This is a genomic window from Paenibacillus sp. RU5M (assembly GCF_900221055.1).
In the GTDB taxonomy this organism is placed as follows: Bacteria; Bacillota; Bacilli; order Paenibacillales; family Paenibacillaceae; genus Paenibacillus; species Paenibacillus marchantiae.
The window spans coordinates 102,447-126,657 of sequence record NZ_OBQM01000014.1 but is presented as its reverse complement, the minus strand read 5'-3'; the positions used below and the strand labels follow the sequence as shown (position 1 = coordinate 126,657).

General features: G+C 48.3%; 20 protein-coding genes. 6 read left to right on the top strand and 14 right to left on the bottom strand.

What is annotated here, in order from left to right:
* The first annotated feature begins 198 nt into the window (after positions 1-198).
* The 4 genes from udk (at position 199) to CRO25_RS28800 (ending at position 6,323) form a co-directional block, all read left to right on the top strand.
* Entirely contained in the window at positions 199-831 is a 633-nt protein-coding gene (udk, locus tag CRO25_RS28815) for a uridine kinase (protein ID WP_063566443.1), read from the top strand.
* A gap of 176 nt (positions 832-1,007) precedes the next feature.
* Positions 1,008-1,337 carry a chaperone CsaA gene (csaA, locus tag CRO25_RS28810; protein WP_079697298.1) on the top strand — a complete coding sequence of 110 codons (330 nt, stop codon included), beginning with the start codon at positions 1,008-1,010 and terminating at the stop codon, positions 1,335-1,337.
* A 331-nt stretch (positions 1,338-1,668) separates the two neighbouring features.
* Complete coding sequence (locus tag CRO25_RS28805; RefSeq protein ID WP_079697297.1) at positions 1,669-2,946, top strand: S-layer homology domain-containing protein; 1,278 nt, start codon at positions 1,669-1,671, stop codon at positions 2,944-2,946.
* Positions 2,947-3,386: 440 nt separating this feature from the next.
* Positions 3,387-6,323, top strand: coding sequence for a DUF5704 domain-containing protein (locus CRO25_RS28800; protein WP_079697320.1), 2,937 nt, complete (start codon positions 3,387-3,389; stop codon positions 6,321-6,323).
* Positions 6,324-6,426: 103 nt separating this feature from the next.
* Here CRO25_RS28800 and CRO25_RS28795 read toward each other — a convergent pair whose 3' ends face one another.
* Complete coding sequence (locus CRO25_RS28795) at positions 6,427-7,266, bottom strand: AraC family transcriptional regulator (protein WP_079697296.1); 840 nt, start codon at positions 7,264-7,266, stop codon at positions 6,427-6,429.
* 194 nt (positions 7,267-7,460) lie between these two features.
* Between CRO25_RS28795 and CRO25_RS28790 the strand changes: the two genes are divergently transcribed.
* The gene (locus CRO25_RS28790) at positions 7,461-8,762 is read left to right on the top strand and encodes an alpha-glucosidase/alpha-galactosidase (protein WP_079697295.1); all 1,302 of its coding nucleotides are present in this window, start codon (positions 7,461-7,463) and stop codon (positions 8,760-8,762) included.
* Positions 8,763-8,851: 89 nt separating this feature from the next.
* Here the strand turns inward: CRO25_RS28790 and CRO25_RS28785 are convergent, their stop codons facing one another.
* From CRO25_RS28785 to ytxJ, 8 genes are all read right to left on the bottom strand, one after another.
* Entirely contained in the window at positions 8,852-9,550 is a 699-nt protein-coding gene (locus CRO25_RS28785; RefSeq protein ID WP_079697294.1) for a response regulator, read from the bottom strand.
* Between the two features lies 1 nt (position 9,551).
* Positions 9,552-11,132 carry an ATP-binding protein gene (locus tag CRO25_RS28780; RefSeq protein WP_231952808.1) on the bottom strand — a complete coding sequence of 527 codons (1,581 nt, stop codon included), beginning with the start codon at positions 11,130-11,132 and terminating at the stop codon, positions 9,552-9,554.
* Between the two features lie 8 nt (positions 11,133-11,140).
* A complete protein-coding gene (locus CRO25_RS28775) occupies positions 11,141-13,480 on the bottom strand; it encodes a histidine kinase (protein ID WP_079697293.1) in 2,340 nt (779 codons plus the stop codon).
* A gap of 128 nt (positions 13,481-13,608) precedes the next feature.
* Positions 13,609-14,169, bottom strand: coding sequence for a potassium-transporting ATPase subunit KdpC (gene kdpC, locus CRO25_RS28770; protein WP_063566449.1), 561 nt, complete (start codon positions 14,167-14,169; stop codon positions 13,609-13,611).
* A 224-nt stretch (positions 14,170-14,393) separates the two neighbouring features.
* On the bottom strand, positions 14,394-16,532 hold the full coding sequence (gene kdpB / locus CRO25_RS28765) for a potassium-transporting ATPase subunit KdpB (protein WP_256863775.1): 2,139 nt from the start codon (positions 16,530-16,532) through the stop codon (positions 14,394-14,396).
* Between the two features lie 67 nt (positions 16,533-16,599).
* On the bottom strand, positions 16,600-18,279 hold the full coding sequence (kdpA, locus tag CRO25_RS28760; RefSeq protein WP_063566450.1) for a potassium-transporting ATPase subunit KdpA: 1,680 nt from the start codon (positions 18,277-18,279) through the stop codon (positions 16,600-16,602).
* Positions 18,280-18,342: 63 nt separating this feature from the next.
* Entirely contained in the window at positions 18,343-18,405 is a 63-nt protein-coding gene (locus CRO25_RS28755) for a potassium-transporting ATPase subunit F (RefSeq protein ID WP_231952816.1), read from the bottom strand.
* A 308-nt stretch (positions 18,406-18,713) separates the two neighbouring features.
* Complete coding sequence (gene ytxJ, locus CRO25_RS28750; RefSeq protein ID WP_179132286.1) at positions 18,714-19,253, bottom strand: bacillithiol system redox-active protein YtxJ; 540 nt, start codon at positions 19,251-19,253, stop codon at positions 18,714-18,716.
* A gap of 371 nt (positions 19,254-19,624) precedes the next feature.
* Between ytxJ and CRO25_RS28745 the strand changes: the two genes are divergently transcribed.
* A complete protein-coding gene (locus CRO25_RS28745) occupies positions 19,625-20,503 on the top strand; it encodes a hypothetical protein (protein ID WP_079697291.1) in 879 nt (292 codons plus the stop codon).
* 121 nt (positions 20,504-20,624) lie between these two features.
* Here the strand turns inward: CRO25_RS28745 and CRO25_RS28740 are convergent, their stop codons facing one another.
* The 5 genes from CRO25_RS28740 to CRO25_RS28720 all read right to left on the bottom strand — a co-directional run bounded on the left by CRO25_RS28740 (position 20,625) and on the right by CRO25_RS28720 (position 24,194).
* A complete protein-coding gene (locus CRO25_RS28740; RefSeq protein WP_079697290.1) occupies positions 20,625-21,056 on the bottom strand; it encodes a VOC family protein in 432 nt (143 codons plus the stop codon).
* A 217-nt stretch (positions 21,057-21,273) separates the two neighbouring features.
* The gene (locus CRO25_RS28735; protein WP_079697289.1) at positions 21,274-21,834 is read right to left on the bottom strand and encodes a hypothetical protein; all 561 of its coding nucleotides are present in this window, start codon (positions 21,832-21,834) and stop codon (positions 21,274-21,276) included.
* A 79-nt stretch (positions 21,835-21,913) separates the two neighbouring features.
* Positions 21,914-22,141 carry a hypothetical protein gene (locus CRO25_RS28730; protein WP_053782996.1) on the bottom strand — a complete coding sequence of 76 codons (228 nt, stop codon included), beginning with the start codon at positions 22,139-22,141 and terminating at the stop codon, positions 21,914-21,916.
* 292 nt (positions 22,142-22,433) lie between these two features.
* Positions 22,434-23,306: a sugar phosphate isomerase/epimerase gene (locus CRO25_RS28725; protein WP_063566455.1), complete on the bottom strand. Its 873-nt coding sequence runs from the start codon at positions 23,304-23,306 to the stop codon at positions 22,434-22,436.
* 12 nt (positions 23,307-23,318) lie between these two features.
* Positions 23,319-24,194 carry a sugar phosphate isomerase/epimerase gene (locus CRO25_RS28720; protein WP_079697288.1) on the bottom strand — a complete coding sequence of 292 codons (876 nt, stop codon included), beginning with the start codon at positions 24,192-24,194 and terminating at the stop codon, positions 23,319-23,321.
* Between the last annotated feature and the right edge of the window lie 17 nt (positions 24,195-24,211).

Genomic DNA, 24,211 nt, shown 5'->3' with positions numbered 1-24,211 from the left:
TAAATTGATACAGGTTGATGGGTAGTTCTACAGAAAAATGTGGTAATTCCCTAAGATGAAAAAAGTGAGTTGCTGTGCTACAATAGAGAAATTGTGCATTCACAGACAGACATGTGGGTAAGGACTTGAATCTATCCCGATTCATCCATTATTTATCCATAACCATGCTGCCATTCTAGGGAGGTTTATGGAACAATCATGCTCATTATTGGTATCGCCGGAGGAACCGGCTCCGGTAAAACGACGGTAGCTCGCTCCGTCATAGACCGTCTTGGATCGGGCAAAGTGACTTTCATATCCCAGGACAATTATTACAAAGACCAGTCACAGCTCACCCCTGAGCAACGTCGACTCACCAATTACGATCATCCGTTTGCATTCGATAATGATCTGTTAATTGAGCATCTTACCCTGTTAAAACAAGGACAAACGGCATATGCTCCCGTATATGACTTCACCATAGATAACCGTGCCGCTGATGAAACGGTTGAACTGGCACCGAACCATATCGTTATTGTGGAAGGACTGCATGTCCTGATCGATGAACATCTGCGTGCCCTTCTGGATATCAAGGTATTTGTTGATACGGATTCCGACGTGCGTATTCTGCGCAGAGTACTGCGGGATATGGAAGAACGCGGCCGTACGATTCAATCCGTGTACAAACAATATCTCGAAACCGTCAAACCGATGCATGATGCTTTTATCGAGCCTTCCAAAAAGTATGCAGACATCATCATTCCCGAAGGTGGACATAATGAAGTCGGCATTCAGATGTTATCCATCCTGACTGAGAAATATCTGACTGGTGAAAAGTGGAATGGCGCATAATTTAATATGATGTTGCTGCATTAAGCGCTCTGCCCCGCTCACTTCCCAGTGGGACAAAAACGGGCATCGCTCATACAATATCACCACTAAAATCCAGGTTGCGATTAGCGCAATCTGGATTTTTTGGGTATTTCTATTTTATAATGGACTCCATAGCTGAAAGGAGACATCACAACATGGCTACTTTGGAAGAGTTTATACAGCATGATATCCGCGTTGGTACAGTGGTAGAAGCCGAACCTTTTCCAAAGGCTCGTATCCCTGCCATTAAAATGACCATCGATTTCGGCCCACTTGGCCTTAAACGTTCGAGCGCCCAAATTACGAAACATTATACCCCTGACATGATGGTAGGCAAGCAGGTTATTGCTGTAGTCAATTTCCCGCCGCGCCGAATTGCAGGTTTTGTATCCGAAGTACTGGTGCTTGGCGGCGTGCCTGGCGAAGGTGACGTTGTATTGTTAACGCCGGACCAGACCTTACCGAACGGAACACCGATTGCCTGATTTTCATCATATCGCTATTTCTGTCTTTTCAAATGTTTGGAAATCGGTTATTCTTGAAGTACATTATTGAACTAAATAGGACTGACACCTTAAAGTATAAGGCTATGAATCTTCGGATTCGTGGCCTTTTTTTGCATTTTTCGAGGTTAAATGGGCCCTGAGGAGGATATCTGCACACCTGGAGTGGATGGAATTTATTGAAAAATAATGCCAAAAGCCGAGTTTTACATGGTAGAATATTGATGATTATGACAAATTTAGTATCTAGCAGTGTGAAGCAGTGGCGTACATACACAAAACAGGTAAACGAGAATCGAGAGGAGCAGTATTCATGAAAAAGATGATGATTTCCGGGGTAACCGCATTGGCATTGTTGACAGGGGGGATTGTAGGTTTGGGAGGAATCGGAAGTTCGGTAGAAGCCGCTCAGGCCACACTAAAATTCAAAGATGTCCCATCTACACACTGGGCCGCTGCGGCGATCAATTCGGCAGTGGAGCAAGGATATTTTAAAGGATATGCAGATGGAACATTCAAACCAAGCTCGCCTGTCACCAAGGCAGAAATGGCAAGTATTCTGGGGCGCCTTGCAGAGCAGCCTGATGCCACCATTCAAGAACAAAACAACTTCACAGACGTACCGGACTGGGCAAAAAACGGCGTTTCCATCGCGATCCAAAAAGGATTCATAAGCCCTTCCAAATACAATGGGAAACTGGATGCGCAAGCGGCACTCCAACGTGGAGAAATGGCCTCATGGTTAACGCAAGGACTGACCGCAGTTGATCCTGAGTACAAACAAGCACTATCTGATGTAACCAACACGGTTGTGCCTGTGAAAGAGTACTTTACGGGTAAGCTGGCAAGCTCGCAAAAAAACGCGGTTGCGGTTGCCCTGGGTACGGGATTGATGAGCGTCGCAAACGATAAAACCTTCGGTACGGATCGCACGACAACACGAGCTGAGGTTGCTGTTCTCATTGCTCGTTATGCATCCGTTGCTAAAACTAAACCTTCGGACTACAAGGGTTTGAATGAACTTCGCCAAGTTGGTTTGACTGGAACAAACATAAACATTATTGCGCCTAAATATAAGAAGACACCTGAGAAAAAGGTTTCACCAAACGTTGATTACAGCGAGGTTACAGACGACTTCTCGAAAGTTCGCAATAAAAATATTATTACAGACACTAAATATGCCGATCTCAAGATAAAGAATTGGATTATTGTTAATACCTTTGCGAAGGGTGCAGAAAGAAGTATTTATTATCCTGTTTTTGTGGATGAAGGATACACCCTCTTACGGGGAGCTTATTATTCTTTTGCAGAACTTGAATTGAACGTGAAAAGTACTACCATGAATGCACTTCAAGCTGGAAGTTTACTTAATTCAGCAACAATTAATCCTATGAATTCTCCAACTTCAGATGCCTTTGCTGCATATGCTGGTCCTAGTATTAATGATGTCACAAAAAATAGAGGTGTATTCGCTGTTAATAATCCAGTCTACTGGAGTAGAGGCCTTTTACATTTCGATAAAGAGATAATTTCGGATGTCAGCCTTGTGGCCAAAGAAGGTCCTACTTACAGCGTAATAGCCACATATTAGAGGAGAGATAAGGTTTGGGGCAAAAAACATCTATTAAAAAATTGATGTTGTTCGTGCTGTCACTCGTAGTATTTGTATCATCAATAACTCAAGTCCATGCAGGTGGGGGGCCAGGAACTAAACCAGAGCTGAAAACATTCCATATGGAGCCTTCTACACCTGCGAAGTCACAAAAAAAAGTTATCCCTGTTGAAGGGAAAAGGAAAACCAATATCGGAGTCTATATATACCAAATTGATAGCCTAAGATGGAAAGTAGATGGCCAGTGCAACAACTTCGAAATAGAAAACGATCGCACAAAAAATCTTCCGGTATCTTCAACAATCTGTGTCGATCTTAATTTGAATAAAGATGTATATATTCCGACTGAGTACTTTGATAAAGCTGGTGAAAAGCGTACTACTGCAGAAATAACTGACAAATCTAACGAGCCTCACTACATGGATAATACAGCTTACTATGAACCTGGACAACCGATTTTAGTTTCTGTTGAATCATTTACTGGTCGTAACACAAAATTCACCACGCAAATTGGTGGCGCAATTGCACCTATCAAAACTGAGGAATATAATCCACCCAAATGGAATGTTGACTATCAATTTAACACAGATTTATATTGGAAAGCATTAGCCGAGATCACCAAAGAAATCAATCTCACAAATGGTGGACAACTTCAACTTAAAGAAAAAAAACAATTAAATGCAACAGTTAAAACCAGAACAGGTGATGGAAGCTTTGGTGCTGAAACCAATGTGAATAGTGGCAATGGTAAAACAACTTGGACCTCTTCCAACCCTTCAGTGGCTACAGTAAGTTCATCTGGCCTCGTTTCAGCTGACGCTAAAGGGACAACAACTATAACAGTATTGTGGGAGAAGGATGATTTCGAGTTAACTACGACTACAGTTGTGGGTGTAGAGGAAGATCCAGGCGATGATGGTGGTAACAACGGTGGTGGCGGATCCTGTACACCAAACATCGGACCACCTTCTCAAGGAACCACGATGAACATGAGTGATTTGGATCCGAATGCGAATGGAGTAATTAAAGCAGATAATAGAGGCGCTGAAAAATTCGATGTGTTAAAAGGGATCCCTACATCTGAATCTTTGTACACCAATGCATTTGCAGACAACTACCTGTTCAAACAAGCATGGGCCAAAATGACGGGGAAAACAACGTATGTTTGTAACGTTACGATAACCTATGTCAGAGAATGGACTATACCCGGCCCAGAGGTTTGTCCACCTAAAGGAGCTTGTTCCCCTGGCCCACCAATTAAAACAGGGGATAGCGTAACTCAGCCTTACAACTTCCAGATCACAAGGGACTACTCTTACTGGAAAATTAACAATCTTGAAGTGTACAAGATCGCTAAAGCAACGATGAAAAATTACGCTTTACCTGGTGAAACGGTCACGATGACGCCTTCAGGATACATACCACCAACTTTAGAGTCCAAAAATGATGAAGCTGTAGAAAGACATGTAACGCCGGGCCAAACGAGTGCAATCTCATATACGCCACCCAAATTAACAGGTGGTTTGAATTCACCCCCGGATGTGCCTGATGATACTTCTCGATTAAAAGGAATGGCCGAGTCAAACACACCTCAGAGTAAAGTGAATAATGACTTGGTTAAATTCAATAACACCAAGATTATGGATGATGCAGAAACAACCAAAGATGGCCCAATCCCAACGAATATTCCTAATCCAACGACCATCGGACAGGATGTTCTGTATAAGTCCAATAACATGATCAGCAATACACTCCTGAATAAAGAAAATACGACCAGTTCTGGTGAGATCCATTACGATTTAATACCGGGTAACGTAAACGGTGGTTCAAACAAAGTGTTACCGATTAATAGCATCAACACCGTTACGGTTCATACCCCTGTCGTCAACTATGCCTTAGTCTCGGATGATCAACCACACAATCAGAAGACGATTCCAGATACCACTCGTTCAGCACTGATTCTGGAACGACCATTTATCGTGCGTATTCCCACATCAGGACAGCATTTGGACGTAGCAAGTTACCCGGGTTATGGTAATCGTGACTATGCTAAATATTTTCGCATCAAACAGGTTCGCTTCCCGTTTGATGCCTATAACGCAGACCGGAGCCAGTTTATCCCTACCAAGACATGGGTAGATATTCCGGTGAATCAGTTGGATACCACCTTTTATCTCCCGGTTTGGGTGGATGAGGGCAACTACCAAGTCGAATTCCGCAATATTGCGGAGAATGCACCAGCGACATTCACTGAGCAACCGGATGCCAACACCAATCTGGCGCACCATGTCGCCTCAGATACGGTCCCTGTGGAAGTCATCGGACGTTTGTATGATTTTCACGTCACCGATATATCGGACTATAACTGGGAAAATATATTTCGCAAGCAGCTTGGCAGCTCGGAACCTACGGGGGTTAGCTATTGGACAGGATTAAATCGTATTGATGGTGATCCACGAGGAACTCTGGTACCGTTCGTATTGCCTATACGTCCAGGCAGCCATCCGGTTCAAGGGTTCCGCAATGTGGCTGTGAAAACCGGATACCACATCAAGTTTGACCTGAAAACCAAAGGCAACATGTTTGGTAAACAGGATGGTGTTCGGATCACACCGACCTTCTATTTCGTGAGTAAAGATGGCTCCTCGCGACAGGAAGTGGATCTGTACTACCACCGAGGTCAGGAACGACTGATCCGTATCGGATCCTCCGAGGATTTGGAGAAGCGGTTTGTCGTTCTTAATTCGCGTCTACGGAATGTACCCGGCACGGAGCTTGGCGATACTGCGCGTTACCAGTATACCTATGAGCTGACAGCCGAGGAACAGAGTCAAACTACACTGGCTGATTTTATGGTCCGACTGGTGGATCAGACTTCTCACCAGAAAACCTGGGTTGGACGCTATGACTGGATGATCCTGTCGGCTCCGATCCGCACATTAATTGGACCAAAGACAAACATCCCTACTGGGGTGAATGCGGACCGAGCCAATGCAGCCATTCAGCGTTGGTATGGGGAATATAGTCTTCCGGCAGATGTCTACGCCGTGCCGAAGGGAACCAGTCTTGAACCGCTTGCCAGACAAAATCAATTGGATGAAAAGGCCGCTGTATTTCTAAAGAACGGTTATATCGTGGTTAACTTCAATCTGGAGACAGTAAGGAATGGCAATACGGATGCGCCGCATCTGCAATACATTCATGCACCATTAATGAATCAGTGGCAAATGGAGGGCTTCAGTAACATTCCTGTAGACAGCCAAGGCAAAATATGGCCTGTAAAGGATGGCGATGTGGTCTTTTACCACGCAGATCAGTCCAGCCGGGACGATTTCCAATCCCAAGTACCGCATTAATCATCAAAATAAGGGTTGCTTCATAAGTCATGAACATGACTTTGCAGCAACCCTTTTGAATTTAAACTCCCCACTCTCCCCAATACATACAGCATAATGAAGACTAATCTCCCTGTTCCATGCTTCTCGACCCTTTTGGAGACACACCCGTCACTCGCTTAAACATCTTGGAAAACAGTAATGGATCTGTGTACCCCACAGAGTGGGCCACTTCACTAACCGACAGGGCTGAATGCTGCAGCAGTTCAGCTGCACGGTTCATCCGGTATTCGAGAAAGAAAGCCTGTAATGACTTGCCGTACCTCTCCTTGAAAAGCCCTGACAGATATGTGCGATCCAAACCTACGGCTCGGGCAATATCTAGAATTGAAGTTCTCTGACTATACCTGTTCTCCATAAATTGAACGGCCTGCCTGATGTATTCCTCTTTAGTGGACAGTGGCCGTTGCAGCTGCTCTTCTGCGGGAGAAGATGCAATCAATTCGGCGATCAGCCGGTACAGCAGGCTCTGGTTGAACACATCTCCCCCGGTACGTGTTGATGCTTGAACCATCTCCGTATAAAGACGAGCAAATGTGTCTCCATCTCTAGCCTCAAATACAGGATGTTCCGGACTGATGTGAGCCCGCTGCATGAATGCCTTGGCATGAACACCCTTGAACCCGAACCAGGAATAAGTCCATGGCTGCTTCGCATCCGCTTCATAATGAATAAGCGTATCCGGAAGAATCACAAAGCCTTGACCCTGTGTAAGCTCGTATTGCTGATCCGCCATAAACACAGTGCCCCGGCCTTCATGAATGTAATGAACAATATAGGCATCCCGAACACCCGGACCCCAATAATGCGACGGATCACATGCCTGCCAACCGAAAAATAACAGTACCAATTCCATCTGCGTCAAATCCATAGGAACCACGTTCGTTTCGATTAATTTCAACATTCCACACTCCCTCCGTTCACCACAACAGGCAATCTCTTCACTAAAATTATAACAGGTAAATAAATGAATTATTAGCTGTAAGCGAATCCAAAAATGGGATTATGCCATGTTTCAGAGAGGTTGAGCCATAGTTATATAAGCCCAATCCGCCTATATTGGAGGTACACCATTAATTCAGGGAGGCTGAACTTGAGATGAACAAAATTACGTTCCTCGGTGCGGGAAGCACCGTTTTTGTCAAAAATGTATTGGGTGACGTTATGATGACCGAAGCACTTCAGGATTTTGAGCTGGCGTTGTTCGATATTGATGCTGAACGCCTAAGCGACTCAGAGCGTTTGCTTACCAGTATGGCCAGTTCGCTCGGAAGCCAATGTGCCATCAAAGCTTATACCGACCGCAAGGAAGCACTACGCGGAGCCAAATATGTGATTAACGCCATTCAGGTGGGCGGTTATGATCCATGTACCATTACGGATTTTGAGATTCCGAAGAAATATGGATTGCGTCAGACGATTGCCGATACGCTCGGGATTGGCGGGATTTTCCGTAATTTGCGGACGATTCCGGTGATGCTCGATTTTGCACGGGATATGCAGGAAGTGTGTCCTGATGCGTGGTTCCTGAACTACACCAACCCGATGGCGGTACTAACGAATGTCATGAACGTGCATGGCGGAATCAAAACTGTAGGTCTGTGTCACAGTGTACAGGTGTGTGTACCGCATCTGTTTGAAGCACTGGGGATTGATCAGACGGGTGTGGTCGCAAAAGTTGCGGGTATCAACCATATGGCCTGGCTGCTTGAAGTGACACGCGATGGTCAAGATCTGTATCCGGAGATTAAACGTCTGGCGAAGGAAAAGCAGAAAGAGCAGCATGATGACATGGTGCGTTATGAGCTGATGCAGCGTTTTGGATACTATGTAACCGAGTCCTCCGAGCATAATGCCGAGTACCATCCTTATTTTATCAAACGAAACTACCCGGAGCTGATCGAACGCTTCAATATTCCGCTGGATGAGTATCCGCGCCGCTGCATGAACCAGATTGAAGGCTGGAAAGAAATGCGTGAGAAGCTGTTATCCAGCGAAAATATTGAACATACGCGCAGCCGCGAATACGCTTCGCATATTATGGAAGCTATGGAGACGGATCGCCCTTACAAAATCGGCGGTAATGTCATGAATAACGGACTGATCACCAACCTGCCTCGTGAAGCCTGTGTTGAGGTGCCTTGTCTTGTTGATGGATCAGGTATTAGCCCGACGTATATCGGGGACCTGCCTCCGCAACTCGCGGCATTGAACCGCACGAATATTAACACCCAGCTGTTGACCATTGAAGCGGCGATTACGGGCAAAAGAGAGCACATCTATCATGCCGCGATGCTTGACCCGCATACAGCTGCCGAGCTGTCCATCGATGATATCGTCTCAATGTGTGATGAACTGATCGAAGCTCATGGCGACTGGTTGCCGAAGTACACGTCATAAGAAGTTCATTGTTTGCAATTCAAAAGCACTAGTCTCCTCTCAGCAGGGAGGGGCTGGTGCTTTTTTGAGCTTTTATCTTGTTTCCCAGCCTAATCCTGAAGCAGAAAACGATAGCCGATTCCCGGCTCGGTCTGAATAAAACGTGGACGCGTGGGATCTTCCTGCAATTTTTTGCGCAGATGACCGACATATACCCGCAAGTAATGGCTGTCCGACTCATGATGATGCCCTCCCCACACCTGTTGCAGCAGCTGGCGTTGGGTAATAATTTTGCCTGCATGGGTTGCGAGCACTTTCAGCATTTCATACTCAGTTGGTGTTAACTTTACGGGTGATCCATCCAAATCGACCTGTCTCTGGGCCAAATCAATGGTAAGCGAACCAAAACGTAATACCGGCTCATCTGTAGTTTTAGCCACATGGCGAAGGGCAACCCGAATACGGGCAACGAGCTCCCCCATGCCAAACGGTTTGGTGACATAATCATCCGCCCCGCCATCAAGTGCAGCAATTTTATCCTCTTCGCGTTCCTTTGCAGTCAGCACAATGACTGGTACCTGCGACCATTCCCGAATCCGCTGAAGTACATCCATTCCAGACATACCGGGCAAGCCCAGATCAAGCACAATCAGATCAGGATGTACAATGCTCGCCTGAATGACCGCTTCTTCGCCGTCGGCGCATTCGTGAATCTCAAAATGATGCGCCTGAAGCGTAACCTTCAGCAGTTTACGGATTTGTGGTTCATCATCCACAATTAATATACGCGCGCCTTGCGGTGCCGTCATGTCATTCTTCCTCTCCTTGTCCCATATACGGGAATGATGCTTCGGGTTCCTCTGTGGGCAAACAGATGCATACCCGCGTCCCGCCTCCCGGATTCGGTTCTGCGGTAATCGTACCTCCGTGAACTTCGACGATTCCTCTACAGATGGCAAGCCCGAGTCCCGTACCTGTCACATGCCGTGACGATTCGGATCGATAAAACTTCTCAAACACCCGCTCGCGCTCTGCTTCCGGAATCCCAACACCCGAATCAGCCACCACAATAGTCATTCGTCCATGCCGCTCATCCACCTTCACCGTAATGACGATTTCACTGTCCTCTGGTGAATATTTGATGGCATTGCTGATGACGTTGACCAGAACCTGCTCCAGCAAAACCTCATCCCCGGATACAAACGGCGGCTGATCGGGCAATTCAACCCGAATGCGACGGTGCTGGATGAATTGTTGAACCTGGGTTAGCACAATGCCGATCATGTCGCCCACGTCGCACCATTTTCTGCGCAGCTGCAACATGCCACTCTCCAGCTTCACCATGCCCAGCAAATTGGTTACCAGCCTGTTCATGCGAAGCGCTCCATCCCGAATATTGCCTGTCAGTTCTTTTCGATCCTCCGGGGTAAAAAGAGAATCATTCTCCAGCAAACCTGTCGCTGAACCAATGATGGCCGTAAGGGGTGTCCGTAGCTCATGGGACACCGAGTCCAGCAAAGCGGTGCGAATTCGTTCCGATTCAGCCGTCACTTGCGCGAGTCTCGCTTCCTCAGCCAGCTTGACACGGGCAATGGCACTTGCTGCCAGCCCGCCACACGCTTCCAGCAAACGCAGCTCTTCCCGCTGCTCCTGAAGATCGCTGGATTCCAGATTCACAGCAAGCACCCCATGTGTCTGGTCTTCTGTACGCAGCGGCACATACAGACCAGACGATTCCCGCAGGCTGGAGGAGCCGCGTCCGGCAATTTCGCCATGTTTATACACCCATTTGGCAATAGCGACTTCAGCTTCCCCTTCACCCCAGGCTATTGAATCCGAATCCTCCGAAGAGGAGGTAACCTGAAGTTCGCCTTGAGCATTCGGGAGATATATTGCCGCCGGAGCCCCAAGTGTCAGTGACACTTGTCTCACAATGTTGCCGAGTAGAGTATGCAAATCTGTAACAGCCGTCATCTGACGGCTTAAAGCATATAGCGAATTCGTCGTAATCTCGCGTTGTTTTACCACCTCCAGCTGCTGCCGCAGGCGCCCCGCCAGACTCGCCGTTAATACCGCCACTGCCAAATACACTATAAAAGAAAACATATATCGCAAATCTTCAACCGTAAAACTGAGAAACGGGGGAACAAAAAAGAAGTCAAAGGCAACAACGCTAAGACTTGCTGCATATATGGCCGGACCCATTCCCCAGTACACAGCGCTGACCAATACCGGAAAAAGATAAATTAACCCCACGTTAACCAGGTCATCACTAATCCCTATCGCATGAAGCAGAATGGTTAGCAATGTGATTCCAAGGGTTACCCATATATATTTGGGAACACGGTTCAGCTTCAGCCGGAAGTCTTCCCCTTTATTTCGTTCAGACACAGCACATCTCACATCCCGCTCAGATCATAATCGTAGTCCGCAACGATCAATACGTCCATATGTCTGGATAACCGCACCAGCCTGCTGACCACCGTTCCCTTTCCACGATAGCCATTCAGCCACCAGACTCGTCTCGCTTGACCAACCACCAACTGCGTTGCTTTTTCTTCAGAAGCTTTACCCGCCAAAATACCAGCCACATCTCTCAGCCTCTGGCTATGATGAATATGAAATTTGCCGCCCAGTCGAACGGTCAGCTGTTCCAGCTCCTCCAACTGGCATTTCACTTCATCACTCATGACTTCACCTACATGAACATAGTGCACATGCCAGACCGCCTTTAACCGGTAGGCTGTACGAAATCCGCGGCGAATCAGCCGCTCCGCATGCTCATCACTGCTTACACAGACAAAGACCGCCTCCTGTCTGCGCCAGGGACCGCGAAGTGCACTTTTGCGCTCCTGTGATTCGAGGCGTTCATCCACATCATCGGCCAATTCCCGCAGGGCAAGTTCCCGTAAGGCAATCAGATTACCAATGCGAAAAAAATGACCAAGCGCTTGTTCCACCTTGGCTGCTGCATAGATTTTACCCTCCCGCATGCGTTGCCGCAAGGCTTGGGGGGCAACATCGATAAGTTGGACCTCATCTGCCATTTGTAAAATCTGATCCGGCACGGTCTCTCGGACTCGAATTCCCGTAATATGTTCCACCGCATCGTTCAGACTTTCCAGATGCTGCACATTCACGGTAGTGATGACAGAGATGCCCGCATCCAACAGGATCTGCACATCTTCGTAACGCTTTTGCCGCAAGCTTCCCGGGACATTCGTATGCGCGAGTTCATCCACCAATACCACTTCAGGACATAGACGAAGAATGGTATCAGTGTCCATTTCCTCGAGCTGCACCCCTTGGTACACCCGCTGCTCTCGTGGAATGATGGATAACTGGCCGATCTGTTCCACCGTCTCCGCCCGATTATGTGTCTCCAGCAGACCAATCCGTACGTCGATGCCTTTGCGGAGCAGATCATTGCCTTCCCGGAGCATCATATAGGTTTTTCCTACACCTGGCGCAGCACCGATGTATACCTTGAACTTACCACGCCGAATCTGACCAATCTGTGCCTTCATCTCCTGCTCACTTAACCTGCGATATGTTGGCGTCTCTGTATCCGACAATCGGGTCGGAAGTACCCGCTCGCCCTCATGCTGTGCCCGATCGGCAAGCAGAAACAGATCGACACCCCGCACTCTGCGCAGCAATGAATTAACAAATGATCCCCGCCACAGCTCCTGCCAGCGACTGTGCCGTGAGTGTCCCATAACAATACGGGTAATCTGATGCTGGACTGCGTAGCGTGCAAGCGTAGATGGAATGTTACGGCGGTGTAATACAGGCAATTCCTCAAACTGTCCCCCGAATTTCTCCACCAGTTTAATCATGTTTCGACGAAAAACAGTAGCTTCCTTGGTTAGCGGCTGCTTCATATTGCGAAAGGTCACGGCATGCAGATCCCCGTTTAATCTCTTCGCAATCTGCTGTCCGCGCCGAATATAGATGGACCCGTTCCAGTGATATTGGGTGGATACCAAAATGCTTTCCATGATGCCTGTCGTAACCGTAATTCCCATCTCTTCCCGGTGCTCACGCAGTGATTCGTTGACCCCTTCCGCAACAAGTCGAAGAGCCAGTTCACGCAAAATGCCCAAATTGCCATGCCGAAACACCGCTTCACCTTCATGTCCCCGAAGGTGTCCCTCCGCAAGACGGCTTAATACGGTTTCCGGGGTTACATCGATCAATTTCACTTCATCGGCCAGTTCAAGGGTATCGGCAGGTACAGTATGCTCTGCTGCAATTCCCGTTAGCTGGCGTGCAAGCTCCGTATATCCCTCCAGTTCATATACATTCACCGTTGTAATGACACTGATGTTGTGTCGCAGCAAATACCGAATGTCTTCCAGTCGGGTTGCATGACGTGCCCCTTTTCGATTTCTATGAGCAAGCCCATCAACGAGCACGACCTCCGGATTACGTGCCAGCAGAGCATCCAGATTCAGGTCCTTCATCTCCATGCCATCCTTCCAGCGAGACCAGTGAATGCTTGGAATCCGCTCCAACTCGCCAAGCTGCTCCACGGTCTCCGGTCTTTGCATGGTCGACACAGCGCAGATGACCACATCGATCCCCTGGTGGCGTAATGTGTTTCCTTCCCTAAGCATATGATACGTTTTGCCCGAACCGCTGACCGGACCGATATATATCTTCAAGGTGCCCTGCTGCAGCTTCGTGATCATCTTCAAGATGTCTTCCGGGGACTTCCGCTTGAAGCTGTCTTCCATCCTGTTCACTCCCCCAACATAACCTTTACTTAAAATGGAGAAAGCCCCTTCCGAAGCTCGGAAGAAGGCCTGATACGAACAACCGAGGGAAGTTGTATTCCCCGTGGATCTACCCAACACGATGCCTGTTATTTTAGCTCAGCCGTCAACGCTTGATTCAGAGCGGTCACATTCACACGCGGCTCACCGAAAATGCCTAGCTGGCGCCCTTGTGTATGTTCCTCCACGATCTTGGCAAGCTCTTGCTCACCAAGGCCCGTTGCCTGGCTAATCCGGGGAATCTGTGCTTTTGCTGCTTCCGGTGACAGATCCGGATCAAGACCGGAACCGGAACCTGTCACGAGATCTGCAGGAATTTGCTGCAAGCCCGGATTCTCTTGCTTGAGCTGAGCCACCTTTTCCTTCATTTCAACAATATACGCCTCCGAGGCCACGGCGCGATTGGAACCTGCCGAAGCAGTTCCATCATAATTAGCGTTCGATGCCCGGGGCTGGAACAGCCCCGGCGATTTTACTTCCTGCGCCAGCAGAGACGAACCGATGGTTTTCCCGCCTTGTGTGATCAGACTGCCGTTCGCCTGATTTGAGAAGAGCAGCTGCGCCACTCCGGTTGTAACAAGCGGGTAGATAATACCGCAAATTAGCATAAGTACGACAGACAACCGAATGGCGGGCAGTACCTGTTTCATATGAATCACATCCTGATTTGTTATTGTAAAAACTCAACCTATACGTGTTACACTGGTTCACTCCGATTGCAGCACCATCCTACGATCGCTGTTATCCCCAGATTTTTTTTGATTCCCTTTTCCAAGGGATAAAATCCGGGGATAAAGGCGAACACTTCGTTTCTTCAGATTGGTTCTGCACTCTTCGTTGTCGTGTAAATCAAGGCTTCTTTTTAAATACTTAGTTAAATAAGCCCCGACAGTACCAGATCAATCAGCTTAATACCGATAAACGGAACAATTACACCGCCCACACCATAGATGAACACATTTCGTCCAAGCAGCCGCTCCGCGGACATAGCCCGATATTTCACACCCCGCATGGCGATTGGGATTAGCAGTGGGATAATGATGGCGTTGAAGATCAGCGCTGACAAAATTGCGGACTGCGGTGAAGCGAGATTCATAATATTGAGTGCCTGAAGCTGCGGCATGGCTAGAATAAACATGGCCGGAATGATGGCGAAATACTTGGCAATATCATTGGATATCGAAAAGGTCGTCAGTGCGCCGCGGGTAATAAGCAGCTGCTTGCCAATGGAGACCACCGACAACAGCTTGGTCGGGTCGGAATCCAGATCGATCATGTTGGCCGCTTCCTTGGCCGCCATGGTGCCCGAATTCATCGCGAGGCCGACATCGGCCTGCGCCAGAGCAGGAGCATCGTTGGTGCCGTCGCCGGTCATGGCGACGAGCTTGCCCTCCTGCTGCTCTTTTTTGATCGCGGTAATCTTGTCTTCCGGCTTGGCCTCGGCAATAAAATCATCCACGCCCGCTTCCAGCGCAATGGTCGCCGCCGTCAGGGGATTATCCCCTGTACACATGATCGTCTTGATGCCCATGGCTCGCATCTCAGCAAACTTCTCTTTTAGCCCTGGTTTCACTGTATCTTTCAGATAGATCACACCATAAATCTGGTCATCAATCGCAACAGCAAGCGGTGTACCCCCAGCTTTTGCAATTCGGTTAGCTATATCGTCCAAATCGCCGGGTATCCGTCCTCCACGGGAGGAAATATGGCGTTTGATCGCATCCACCGCACCTTTGCGAATTTGCTTCCCACCGCTTAGATTCAGACCCGACATGCGAGTTTCTGCAGTGAAGTTCACATGTTCTGCATCTGCATATTCTGTCTCCGCCCAGTTCTCACCCTGCTTGCCAGCCAATTCAACAACCGAGCGCCCCTCCGGTGTCTCATCGACTACGGAAGCTTGCAGCGCAGCCCGAGTCATCTCCTGTGCAGATACGCCCTGAACAGGAATAAACTCCGAGGCCATGCGGTTGCCGTACGTAATAGTTCCGGTTTTATCCAGAATCAGCGTATCAATATCCCCTGCCGCTTCCACCGCTTTACCCGACATGGCGAGTACGTTGAACTGCGTGACACGGTCCATCCCGGCAATACCGATCGCGGATAACAACCCGCCGATCGTCGTCGGAATCAGACAGACAAGCAATGCGATAAGGGTAGCCAGATCGAGCCGGATGCCCAAATAGTTCGCCATTGGCACCATGGTCATGATGACAATCAGGAATATCAGGGTCAACACGGCGAGCAGTGTTGTCAGCGCAATTTCATTCGGCGTTTTCTGGCGCTGTGCGCCTTCAACGAGTGAGATCATTCGGTCGAGGAACGACTCCCCCGGATCGGTCTGCACACGCATCACGATATAGTCAGAAGTAACCCGCGTGCCTCCTGTAACGGAGGAAAAGTCACCGCCCGCCTCCTTGATTACGGGAGCCGATTCCCCGGTAATAGCGGACTCGTCGATAGAGGCCAGCCCTTCAATAATCTCACCGTCCGTGGGAATCAGTTCGCCTGCTTCTACACGGACGATATCTCCTTTTTTCAACTGGGTCGAAGACACTTGCTTAATGGTCCCATCTTTCTGTACCAGCTTTGCAGTCGTGTCCGATTTCGTCTTCCGTAGCGTATCTGCCTGAGCTTTACCCCGTCCCTCTGCCAGTGCTTCAGCAAAGTTGGCAAACAGCAACGTGAACAACAGGATGAGAAACACCGCGATGTTGTACCCTCGCCCTGCCTCGGATGCAACAAATAGATCTGGATTGATACATAACAGCAATGTGATGAGTGTACCGACTTCGACGATAAACATCACCGGATTTTTGATCATGACGACCGGGTTCAGCTTCTTGAAGGCATCCAGAGATGCCTGAAGCAGAATATCCCGACTTAATGTTTTGCTTCTTTTGGGCGTACCGGGATCCGTGCCCGTACCTCTCGTGCCTTTACCCTGGGTTCTGATCGTGCCTCTGTCTAATCCTTCCACCGTCTGCTCCTTCTTTCGTTCTACTACATTCATTGTGATAATCCACCTCCGCACTTTACGTCCTTGCTCCTATTCCCATATCCGATCACCGTGCCGTTCATCATCGGATCATCGCCAGATGTTCTGCGATTGGTCCAAGCGCCAGTGATGGGAAGAACGTCAACGCCCCAACTACCACAATCATCATCACCAGAATACCTGCAAAAAGAGGCGTGTGCGTACGCAATGTACCCGTTGTTACGGGAACAACCCGTTTGGTGGCCAGTGATCCGGCAATGGCGAGCATCGCGATCATGGAAATGTATCTTCCAAGCAGCATTACCACACCAATAGCGATGTTGTAAAAGTCCGTATTGGCATTCAGTCCGGCAAACGCCGATCCATTATTGGCAGCTCCGGATGCAAAGGCATATAACACTTCGGTCAGACCATGCATGCCTGAATTCGAAATTGAAGCGACAGATTCAGGGCGCATAAGCGCCAGCGCGGTCGGAGCCAGAATAATCAAAGGATGAACAAGCAGCGCGATAGACGCGAGCTTCACTTCCTTACCCTCAATTTTTTTGCCCAGAAATTCAGGGGTCCGCCCAACCATCAGCCCACAGATAAACACAGCCAGAATCACATAGAGCAATCCGTTGAGCAAACCTACCCCTTTACCGCCGAATACGTTGTTGAGCATCATCTCGGCCAGTGCAACCATGCCACCAAGCGGGGTAAGCGACTCATGCATATTGTTCACCGACCCGGTTGTGGCTGCTGTAGTCACCGCTGTGAAAAGCGCCGATTCGGATACCCCAAACCTGACTTCCTTGCCTTCCATATTACCTTGGATTCCCACCGCATCCAGCGCTGGCACACCGCGATATTCCGAAACAAATACCGTGGTCAGCATCACGAGGAAAAGTAAACTCATAGCCGCAAACAGCGTCCAGCCCTGCTTCCGGTTGTTCACCATGATGCCGAAGGCATAAACCAGCGCAGTAGGAAGCAGCATCATGCAGACGATATGCACCAGGTTCGACAAAGCCGTGGGGTTCTCAAATGGATGCGCTGCATTGGTTCCGAACCAGCCTCCACCATTGGTACCCAAGTGTTTGATCGACTCCAGCGAAGCGACCAGCCCGCGGCTAATCGTCTGCTGTGCCCCATCCAGTGTGGTTGCGTTCACCGCTCCCGCCAGTGTCTGCGGCACACCCTGGAATACGAGGAACAACGCCACAATGAAGCTCAGCGGCAAAAAGATTCTCGTAATCGACCGTACCACGTCGACGTAGAAGTTCCCCAGTTCATCCCGTCGGCCCACCAGGCCGCGAATGAAGGCAATAGCGACCGCGAAGCCGGTCGCGGCTGAGGTGAACATTGGAAACGTCACGGCCAGCATCTGTGACAGATACGACAGGGCGTTCTCGCCCGTGTAAGACTGCCAGTTCGTGTTGGTCATGAACGATGCAGCTGTATTAAAGGCCTGCGCCGCAGGCATATTACCAATGCCATCCGGGTTGAGTGGCAAATACTTTTGCAGCCGCAGCACCAGAAACATCAATAAAAGCATGATGAAGTTCGAAATGAGCACGGCTGACAGGTACTTTTTCCAACCCATCGACTCGTTCTCCTTCACCCCCATCAATCGATACAGCAATCGCTCAGGCCCGCCAAATATCCGATCCAATCCTGTTCGTTTGCCGTCAAACACCTTCACCAGATAACTCCCTACTGGCTTCACCAATAGTATGATGATCAGCAGCGTCACCGCCACTTGTAATAAACCGCTACTCATATCCGCATTTCCTCCCTAAAATCGACGATCCGAGTGCTTCTGGTTTCGTGCCCCAAGCGACCATCAGAACTTCTCCGGCCTCACTAGCACGTAACCAAGATAGACTACCAGTGCGAGCACAATCATGCCGATGACGATCATACGGCTTCTCCCCTTTCATGCCCTATGCATTCATGCTTTCTCACAAAATTTCACAAAGCCCCAGAACACCACAAACAACAGCACGACCAGCCCAATTATCGTGGCATCATTCACCATGTGCTCCCCTCCCTCTCTCTACCGTTCTTGCAACCTTCTACATATGAAATCGTAATACGAAACGCTGTAAAAAGGGGGTAAAGAAATACCCTCCAGGGTGTAAAAAAAGCGTAAAAAAGACCCGTTCCACTCAGCGATTAGCTGAAGGAAGCGGGTCTATGTATGTTGGGTGCCCTTTATCCAAACGGATTCTGGGCCCATTGCAGCAGTCTCTTCCGGGTAATTTTCCCGTGTGACGTATGTTGAATAACTTGGCCGCCGTCCAGCAGCAGGACTTGCGGCGATTCATGGTGAACCTCGGTATCTTCCGCAATGCGGCGGGAAAGCGAGCGGCTTTCGATGACTTTGACGATCCGGTACTCCATCTTCTGCCCGGGATCTGATGCATTCGAGCCCACAAAGGCCATAAACTCCCTGTATGCTCTCGCACTGACTGGACAAGTTGTACTGTGTTTCAGAAGCAGCACCGGATGATCCTGCGACCGCTCAAGTACCTCTTCCCATTCCTCCTGCTTATACAATTCCTTGACATGTTCACTCAGCATATCATCCAGCCCCGAGCCTGCACGTTTGCTAACGACAGATCCAACCACGACGCCCATTGCCACACCAAAGGCAACCCCCAGAGTGATCTGGTTTGTTGCCACACCAATACTCGTTCCAATGGCAATACCCACCCCAAGCCAAAGAGTTTGAGGATTCACTTTTTTGTCCATGGAGATCATCCTCCTTGAAGATATTCATAAAAAAATATTAATTTTAATGTAGGAACAGTCACTCATTTGCCTGTATAAAATGGCTATGATAACATAAGAATAGACAATATGGAGAGGTGAAATCCTCTCACGGCGCACGTCTGTTCAGATGCAGAGCAAATCCCACCGCAGGCGGTCAACCTGTTTAACGGTGGGTTTTTGTTTATGACTTCATTACGGTAATACCCACCCGTTGTCTACCAAAATTATACCATAGGCGCCTACGCAGGCGCTTTTTATATTCCTCATCGAAGAGTCCACTTTTGTGATACACTGAGTGTAATTTGGCAACGATGAACATGAAGATATGATTGGAAAGGCGGAAATTCGTTATGGCATATGCTTTTATGATCGAACCGCAGTATTATACCGCTTTGGAGAACGAGGACGAGTTGATTGAGAAGTGCCAGGAATGGGGCTTGCTTTCGGAAAAAGCAACAAAGGTCAAAACGTTCTATTATAAAGGGAATGGGCTGAATATGCCTTGCACCATCATTGGCTTTGTCGATCATATGGCAGCAGTCATTCAATTGGACAATAACCAGAAACACTGCATTCATCCGTCTTATCTGAAAGAAATGCAGGCGTCCAGCTATAATGTAAAAAGTCCGGTTGGAGCGGGTACGGCAAAGGACAAATCTAATGAACCAGTCGCTACAACCAACTTAGAAGAGCTCCCTAGCTCTGATGCTGCACAAGATCCTGTTACTGCTTCCTATTCGGATAAGATTCCATCCGGTATGAGTGACTTTGATTCCGAACTGGATGTGGACACGGATAACGATGATACCTCCTCCGAGCTAAAAGGCGACCCTGATGGTCTGGTGGAAGAGTATGTTGGACCCGCTAACGCAACAAGCAGTGCTGCTAAACTAAAGGCAAAAACCGCAGGTAAAGCTAAATCGCTTAAGATTGAATTGCCGGAGGGTAAAGTGAAAATGTCCGCTGTTGTGAAGGAATTTACGACCGTGCCGAACCATTTCTCCGACAATGATGATGAAGTCATTATCTATGAAGCTCTTACGATCACCGAGCCCGAAGTTATTGACGTTGGCGAAGCCTGGTCCAGCCACAGTGCCACGATCAAGAAGCAGGAGCTTGAGGTTGGCGATGTGCTTACTTTTGAAGCAAAGATTATCAAGAAAAAGCTGACCAAGAACCCTGTTCCCTACAAAATCAACAATCCTTCCAAGATTCAGAAAGAAGTCTAATTTTCAGATTAGCAAGTATACACACTCCTTGCAGGAGTCACAAAAAAACCTCCAGACACGTTACTCATGTCCTGGAGGTTTTGTAGTTTTATCTTTTATGTCAGAGACACTAGCTTACATTTTACTGATGGTTGGCTGCTGCACAGCTGATCTGGAACTGAACGCCAAATTTATCGATAACCGTGCCGTAGGCTGGACTCCAAAATGTTTCCTGGATCGGCATTTTCACTTCGCCACCGTCTTGCAGCTGGTTGAAAATTTCTTTGGCTTCATCCGCAGTATCCGTGTTCACCGTGACATTCACATGATTACCCACAATATAAGGCATGCCAGGGAATGTATCGGATAACATCAGTACAGAACTGCCAATCTGCAAAGAAGCATGCATGATGCGGTCTTTCGCTTCGGGAGGAACGGGGTGGTCTGGGTTGGAAGGACCATCGCCAAATGTTTGGAGAGCCAGCACTTCCGCTCCAAATGCCTTTTTATAAAATTCTATTGCTTCACGTCCGTTACCATCCGTTACAAGATAAACATTCAAGCTAATCGCCATTCGTGCTTCATCTCCTTGATATCATGTAATTGAACCATTCCTGCCACTTGCGACAAGAGTATATACGAATAAGTTGTCCACTGACAAGAAGGTATTTCCACAAGCTCCTCTGAACAAATTCCCCTCTCCAAAGGGGCTCTGACCACTATTCATTCAACTTCCAGCAGACTGGGGCACAAAAATCATCCAGTGGTAGGATTGTCCTGTATTCCTTATTTTATCCCCGGTTTGTGCGAGCGAAATGAAAGATTGTTAGGATAATACCCGGTACCAGCGCAGCAAAACTGGTAGAGATGAGACACCATTTCAGCAGAGTAAAAATCGGGGTCAACTCCGCTACCACGGGAGTATGTACAGGATAACGATACATCGTCAAGGAGGCCCCTGCATTTTCAAGCATATCTAAGGCCCATCCTCCAACTGGAAGCAAATTAAGCCTTCGCCAGCGATTCTCTGGCGGAATCACTCGATACAGAATAGACAACAAAACCAACAACAGGAACAGATAAACGATCGGCCAGACGAGATCAAATGTAAAACGTGCCTGGATATAAGCGCTCCGCCCTTCTTCGCCATATTGATCAGCCATCTGGTAGAGATCATTTGCCGAATACAGGAAGGATGTATCCGGTGATTCTCCACTTCCTGTTACTTCTTCCGACTTCGCCGCCTGCCAGGGAAGAATGAATGCAATAAAGCATGCAAAAATAACAACCGAAGCCACCACCCATTTCCAATTCACCCAATGGTATAGCCCTCTCGAGAGTTTGCTCAGCATGGTCTGTTCCTCCTTTCTCCAAAAAAAAACCACTCTCCCGAATCCTATCGGTAAAATGGCTGCGGTCGATCCTATGAGGTTAGCGCGTTTTTACGATGCTATCTATTTCACTTTTCAACAAGAGGTATCGGTGAACACTTCTCATGATCGGGACCTTAGTTAGTTTATTCTTGTCTACATAAAGTTTCATCTGATCTTTGGTCAGACCGAGCAAACTCCCTGCTTCAGATACCGTCAATACAACCTCGGGATTCGTAGCATTAAACGTTTTCTTCACTTTCTGGTTCCAGTCCTCGAATACCTGCATAGATCAGTGATCTCCCCTATCCATAGCCAGTCATTTTCCAGGCTGAATAGATCTATTATACCATACTTGTGATGATCGTAACTTAATCCTTATGTAGAACCAATTAATGTTAGTGTTTTAGGCTTCGCGGCTAAATACCTCGAACTGAATTAATGCGGGGAATGGAGAGGGATCTGACGACTTGATCAGTTCGCTTACGTTACCCATTCCTCGCGTATATTTCCCAACATAAGAAGTGCAAAAAGAGCCACTTCCTTAAAGTGGCCCCACGATTTAAAACTAAATGATTGCCTTAAGCCTCTTCCCAGAAGCGGCGCAGGTTGCTCATGGCGATTTTGGAAGCAGATTTGCATTCCTCCATGCCCTCAAACTCAATCGTAATGTTACCATCATAACCTGAGTCTTTAATCAGCCTCACAATTTTGCGAATTGGAATATCCCCTTGCCCCACAATAGCACCGCGCAGGAAGTTACCGTAAGCGGTAGTGAACCATTCCCCTTCGCCGGGATGCTCATCATAAGGGCGGAAATAAAAGTCCTTGAAGTGGACCAGAGAAGCGTACGGCAGATTTTTCATGACCCCGATAATCGGATTCTCGTCCACGCACATGAAGTTGCCGATATCGAGTGTCGTTTTAAAGTTGGGACGATCTACGGCATGAAGCACACGCTGCACACGGTCACTGGCCTGCACACTGAAGCCGTGATTCTCAATGGTCGTTGTAATGCCAAACTGTGCAGCATAATCAGCAATGATCTGGCTTCCCTTCACCATCAGCGGCAAATTTTCCTCAAACCATGCAATGGTCATTTTCTCCTTAGGCAACGTAAACGCCGTTACGTCATGACGCATATGCTTTACACCCATCCGGTGTACAACATCGACATGTCTTTTGACCCGAGCTATCTCTTCTTCAAAAGCTTCTTCCGTCTCCTGCACGAAATTCGCAGGCATCGAATAGTTGGACAGCTCAATACCCGCAGAAGCAGCTCGCTCCCGAATGGCGTCGGCGAGATCAGGATTGTCCTCCACGGTGTAACCATACGGAACCATCTCCATATGCTCGCCACCATTTGCAGCAATCCAGTCGATGATATCCAGAACCGTCATTTCACCTGAATTCAGATCGTTCAACAAGCTATACGTACTCAGGCCCACTTTCATCTGCTCAGCTCCCTATCGGTATTGTTGGATAAATTTAACCGCTTTGCGAATGTCCTGTTCCGGCTGGTCGCCTACCTCGCGTTCAATCGTCAGATAACCTTTGTAGCCAATATCCCGAAGGGCTGCAAAGTATGCGTCAAAATCCACACTGCCCTCGCCCAGCGGTACCTCACGGAAGAACGTTCCGGAAGAGACCATTTCGGCAATTTTCTCATGATCCATAGGCGCATATCCCACTGCACCGTATACGTCCCTCGGGTCTACTTCCTTCAGGCGCACACCATCTTTCACATGGGTATGCACAATATAATCCTTCAGCAGATGAACACCTCGTGTAGGGTCATCTCCGGTAACCATCACCATGTTCGCCGGATCAAAATTCACCGAAACCCCGTTAGTCGACAGGGTATCCAGAAACCCTTTCAGGTCTGCAGCCGTTTCCGGTCCCGTCTCAATCGCGAAGTAGGCTCCTGCGCTTTTGGCGTATTGGCCCAGTTCCTCACATGCGGCATGCAGTGTGGCATACACTTCGGAGGAAGGATCGTGCGGAACAATACCGATATGTGTTGTGACGATATTCGTACCTAGATCTAGAGCAAGATCCACGATGCGCTTGGACTTCTCTACTTTCCACGGATTATCTTCCTTGACCTGGAACCCGTGGCCGCCCAAATCGCCAACCAAGGCAGAAATTTCAAGACCAAGAGAATCGATATAACTTCTTAACTCCTTGCGGGCCACCGGAGAGAGGTTCTCGGGGTCCATCTCTCCATGGACTGCATAGATCTGTACGCCTTCTGCACCTACATCCTTCGCTTTGCTTAATCCTTCACGTACACCTACACCGAAGCTATCCACGATAACGCCAATCTTGTTTGTTAATTTCATGCCATACCCTCCCGTTA

Coding starts and splice junctions, on each gene's coding strand:
- udk (WP_063566443.1), top strand. CDS start 199: ATGCTCATTATTGGTATCGCCGGAGGAACCGGCTCCGGTAAAACGACG.
- csaA (WP_079697298.1), top strand. CDS start 1,008: ATGGCTACTTTGGAAGAGTTTATACAGCATGATATCCGCGTTGGTACA.
- CRO25_RS28805 (WP_079697297.1), top strand. CDS start 1,669: ATGAAAAAGATGATGATTTCCGGGGTAACCGCATTGGCATTGTTGACA.
- CRO25_RS28800 (WP_079697320.1), top strand. CDS start 3,387: ATGGATAATACAGCTTACTATGAACCTGGACAACCGATTTTAGTTTCT.
- CRO25_RS28795 (WP_079697296.1), bottom strand. CDS start 7,266: ATGTTGAAATTAATCGAAACGAACGTGGTTCCTATGGATTTGACGCAG.
- CRO25_RS28790 (WP_079697295.1), top strand. CDS start 7,461: ATGAACAAAATTACGTTCCTCGGTGCGGGAAGCACCGTTTTTGTCAAA.
- CRO25_RS28785 (WP_079697294.1), bottom strand. CDS start 9,550: ATGACGGCACCGCAAGGCGCGCGTATATTAATTGTGGATGATGAACCA.
- CRO25_RS28775 (WP_079697293.1), bottom strand. CDS start 13,480: ATGGAAGACAGCTTCAAGCGGAAGTCCCCGGAAGACATCTTGAAGATG.
- kdpC (WP_063566449.1), bottom strand. CDS start 14,169: ATGAAACAGGTACTGCCCGCCATTCGGTTGTCTGTCGTACTTATGCTA.
- kdpB (WP_256863775.1), bottom strand. CDS start 16,532: ATGAATGTAGTAGAACGAAAGAAGGAGCAGACGGTGGAAGGATTAGAC.
- kdpA (WP_063566450.1), bottom strand. CDS start 18,279: ATGAGTAGCGGTTTATTACAAGTGGCGGTGACGCTGCTGATCATCATA.
- ytxJ (WP_179132286.1), bottom strand. CDS start 19,253: ATGGACAAAAAAGTGAATCCTCAAACTCTTTGGCTTGGGGTGGGTATT.
- CRO25_RS28745 (WP_079697291.1), top strand. CDS start 19,625: ATGGCATATGCTTTTATGATCGAACCGCAGTATTATACCGCTTTGGAG.
- CRO25_RS28740 (WP_079697290.1), bottom strand. CDS start 21,056: ATGGCGATTAGCTTGAATGTTTATCTTGTAACGGATGGTAACGGACGT.
- CRO25_RS28735 (WP_079697289.1), bottom strand. CDS start 21,834: ATGCTGAGCAAACTCTCGAGAGGGCTATACCATTGGGTGAATTGGAAA.
- CRO25_RS28730 (WP_053782996.1), bottom strand. CDS start 22,141: ATGCAGGTATTCGAGGACTGGAACCAGAAAGTGAAGAAAACGTTTAAT.
- CRO25_RS28725 (WP_063566455.1), bottom strand. CDS start 23,306: ATGAAAGTGGGCCTGAGTACGTATAGCTTGTTGAACGATCTGAATTCA.
- CRO25_RS28720 (WP_079697288.1), bottom strand. CDS start 24,194: ATGAAATTAACAAACAAGATTGGCGTTATCGTGGATAGCTTCGGTGTA.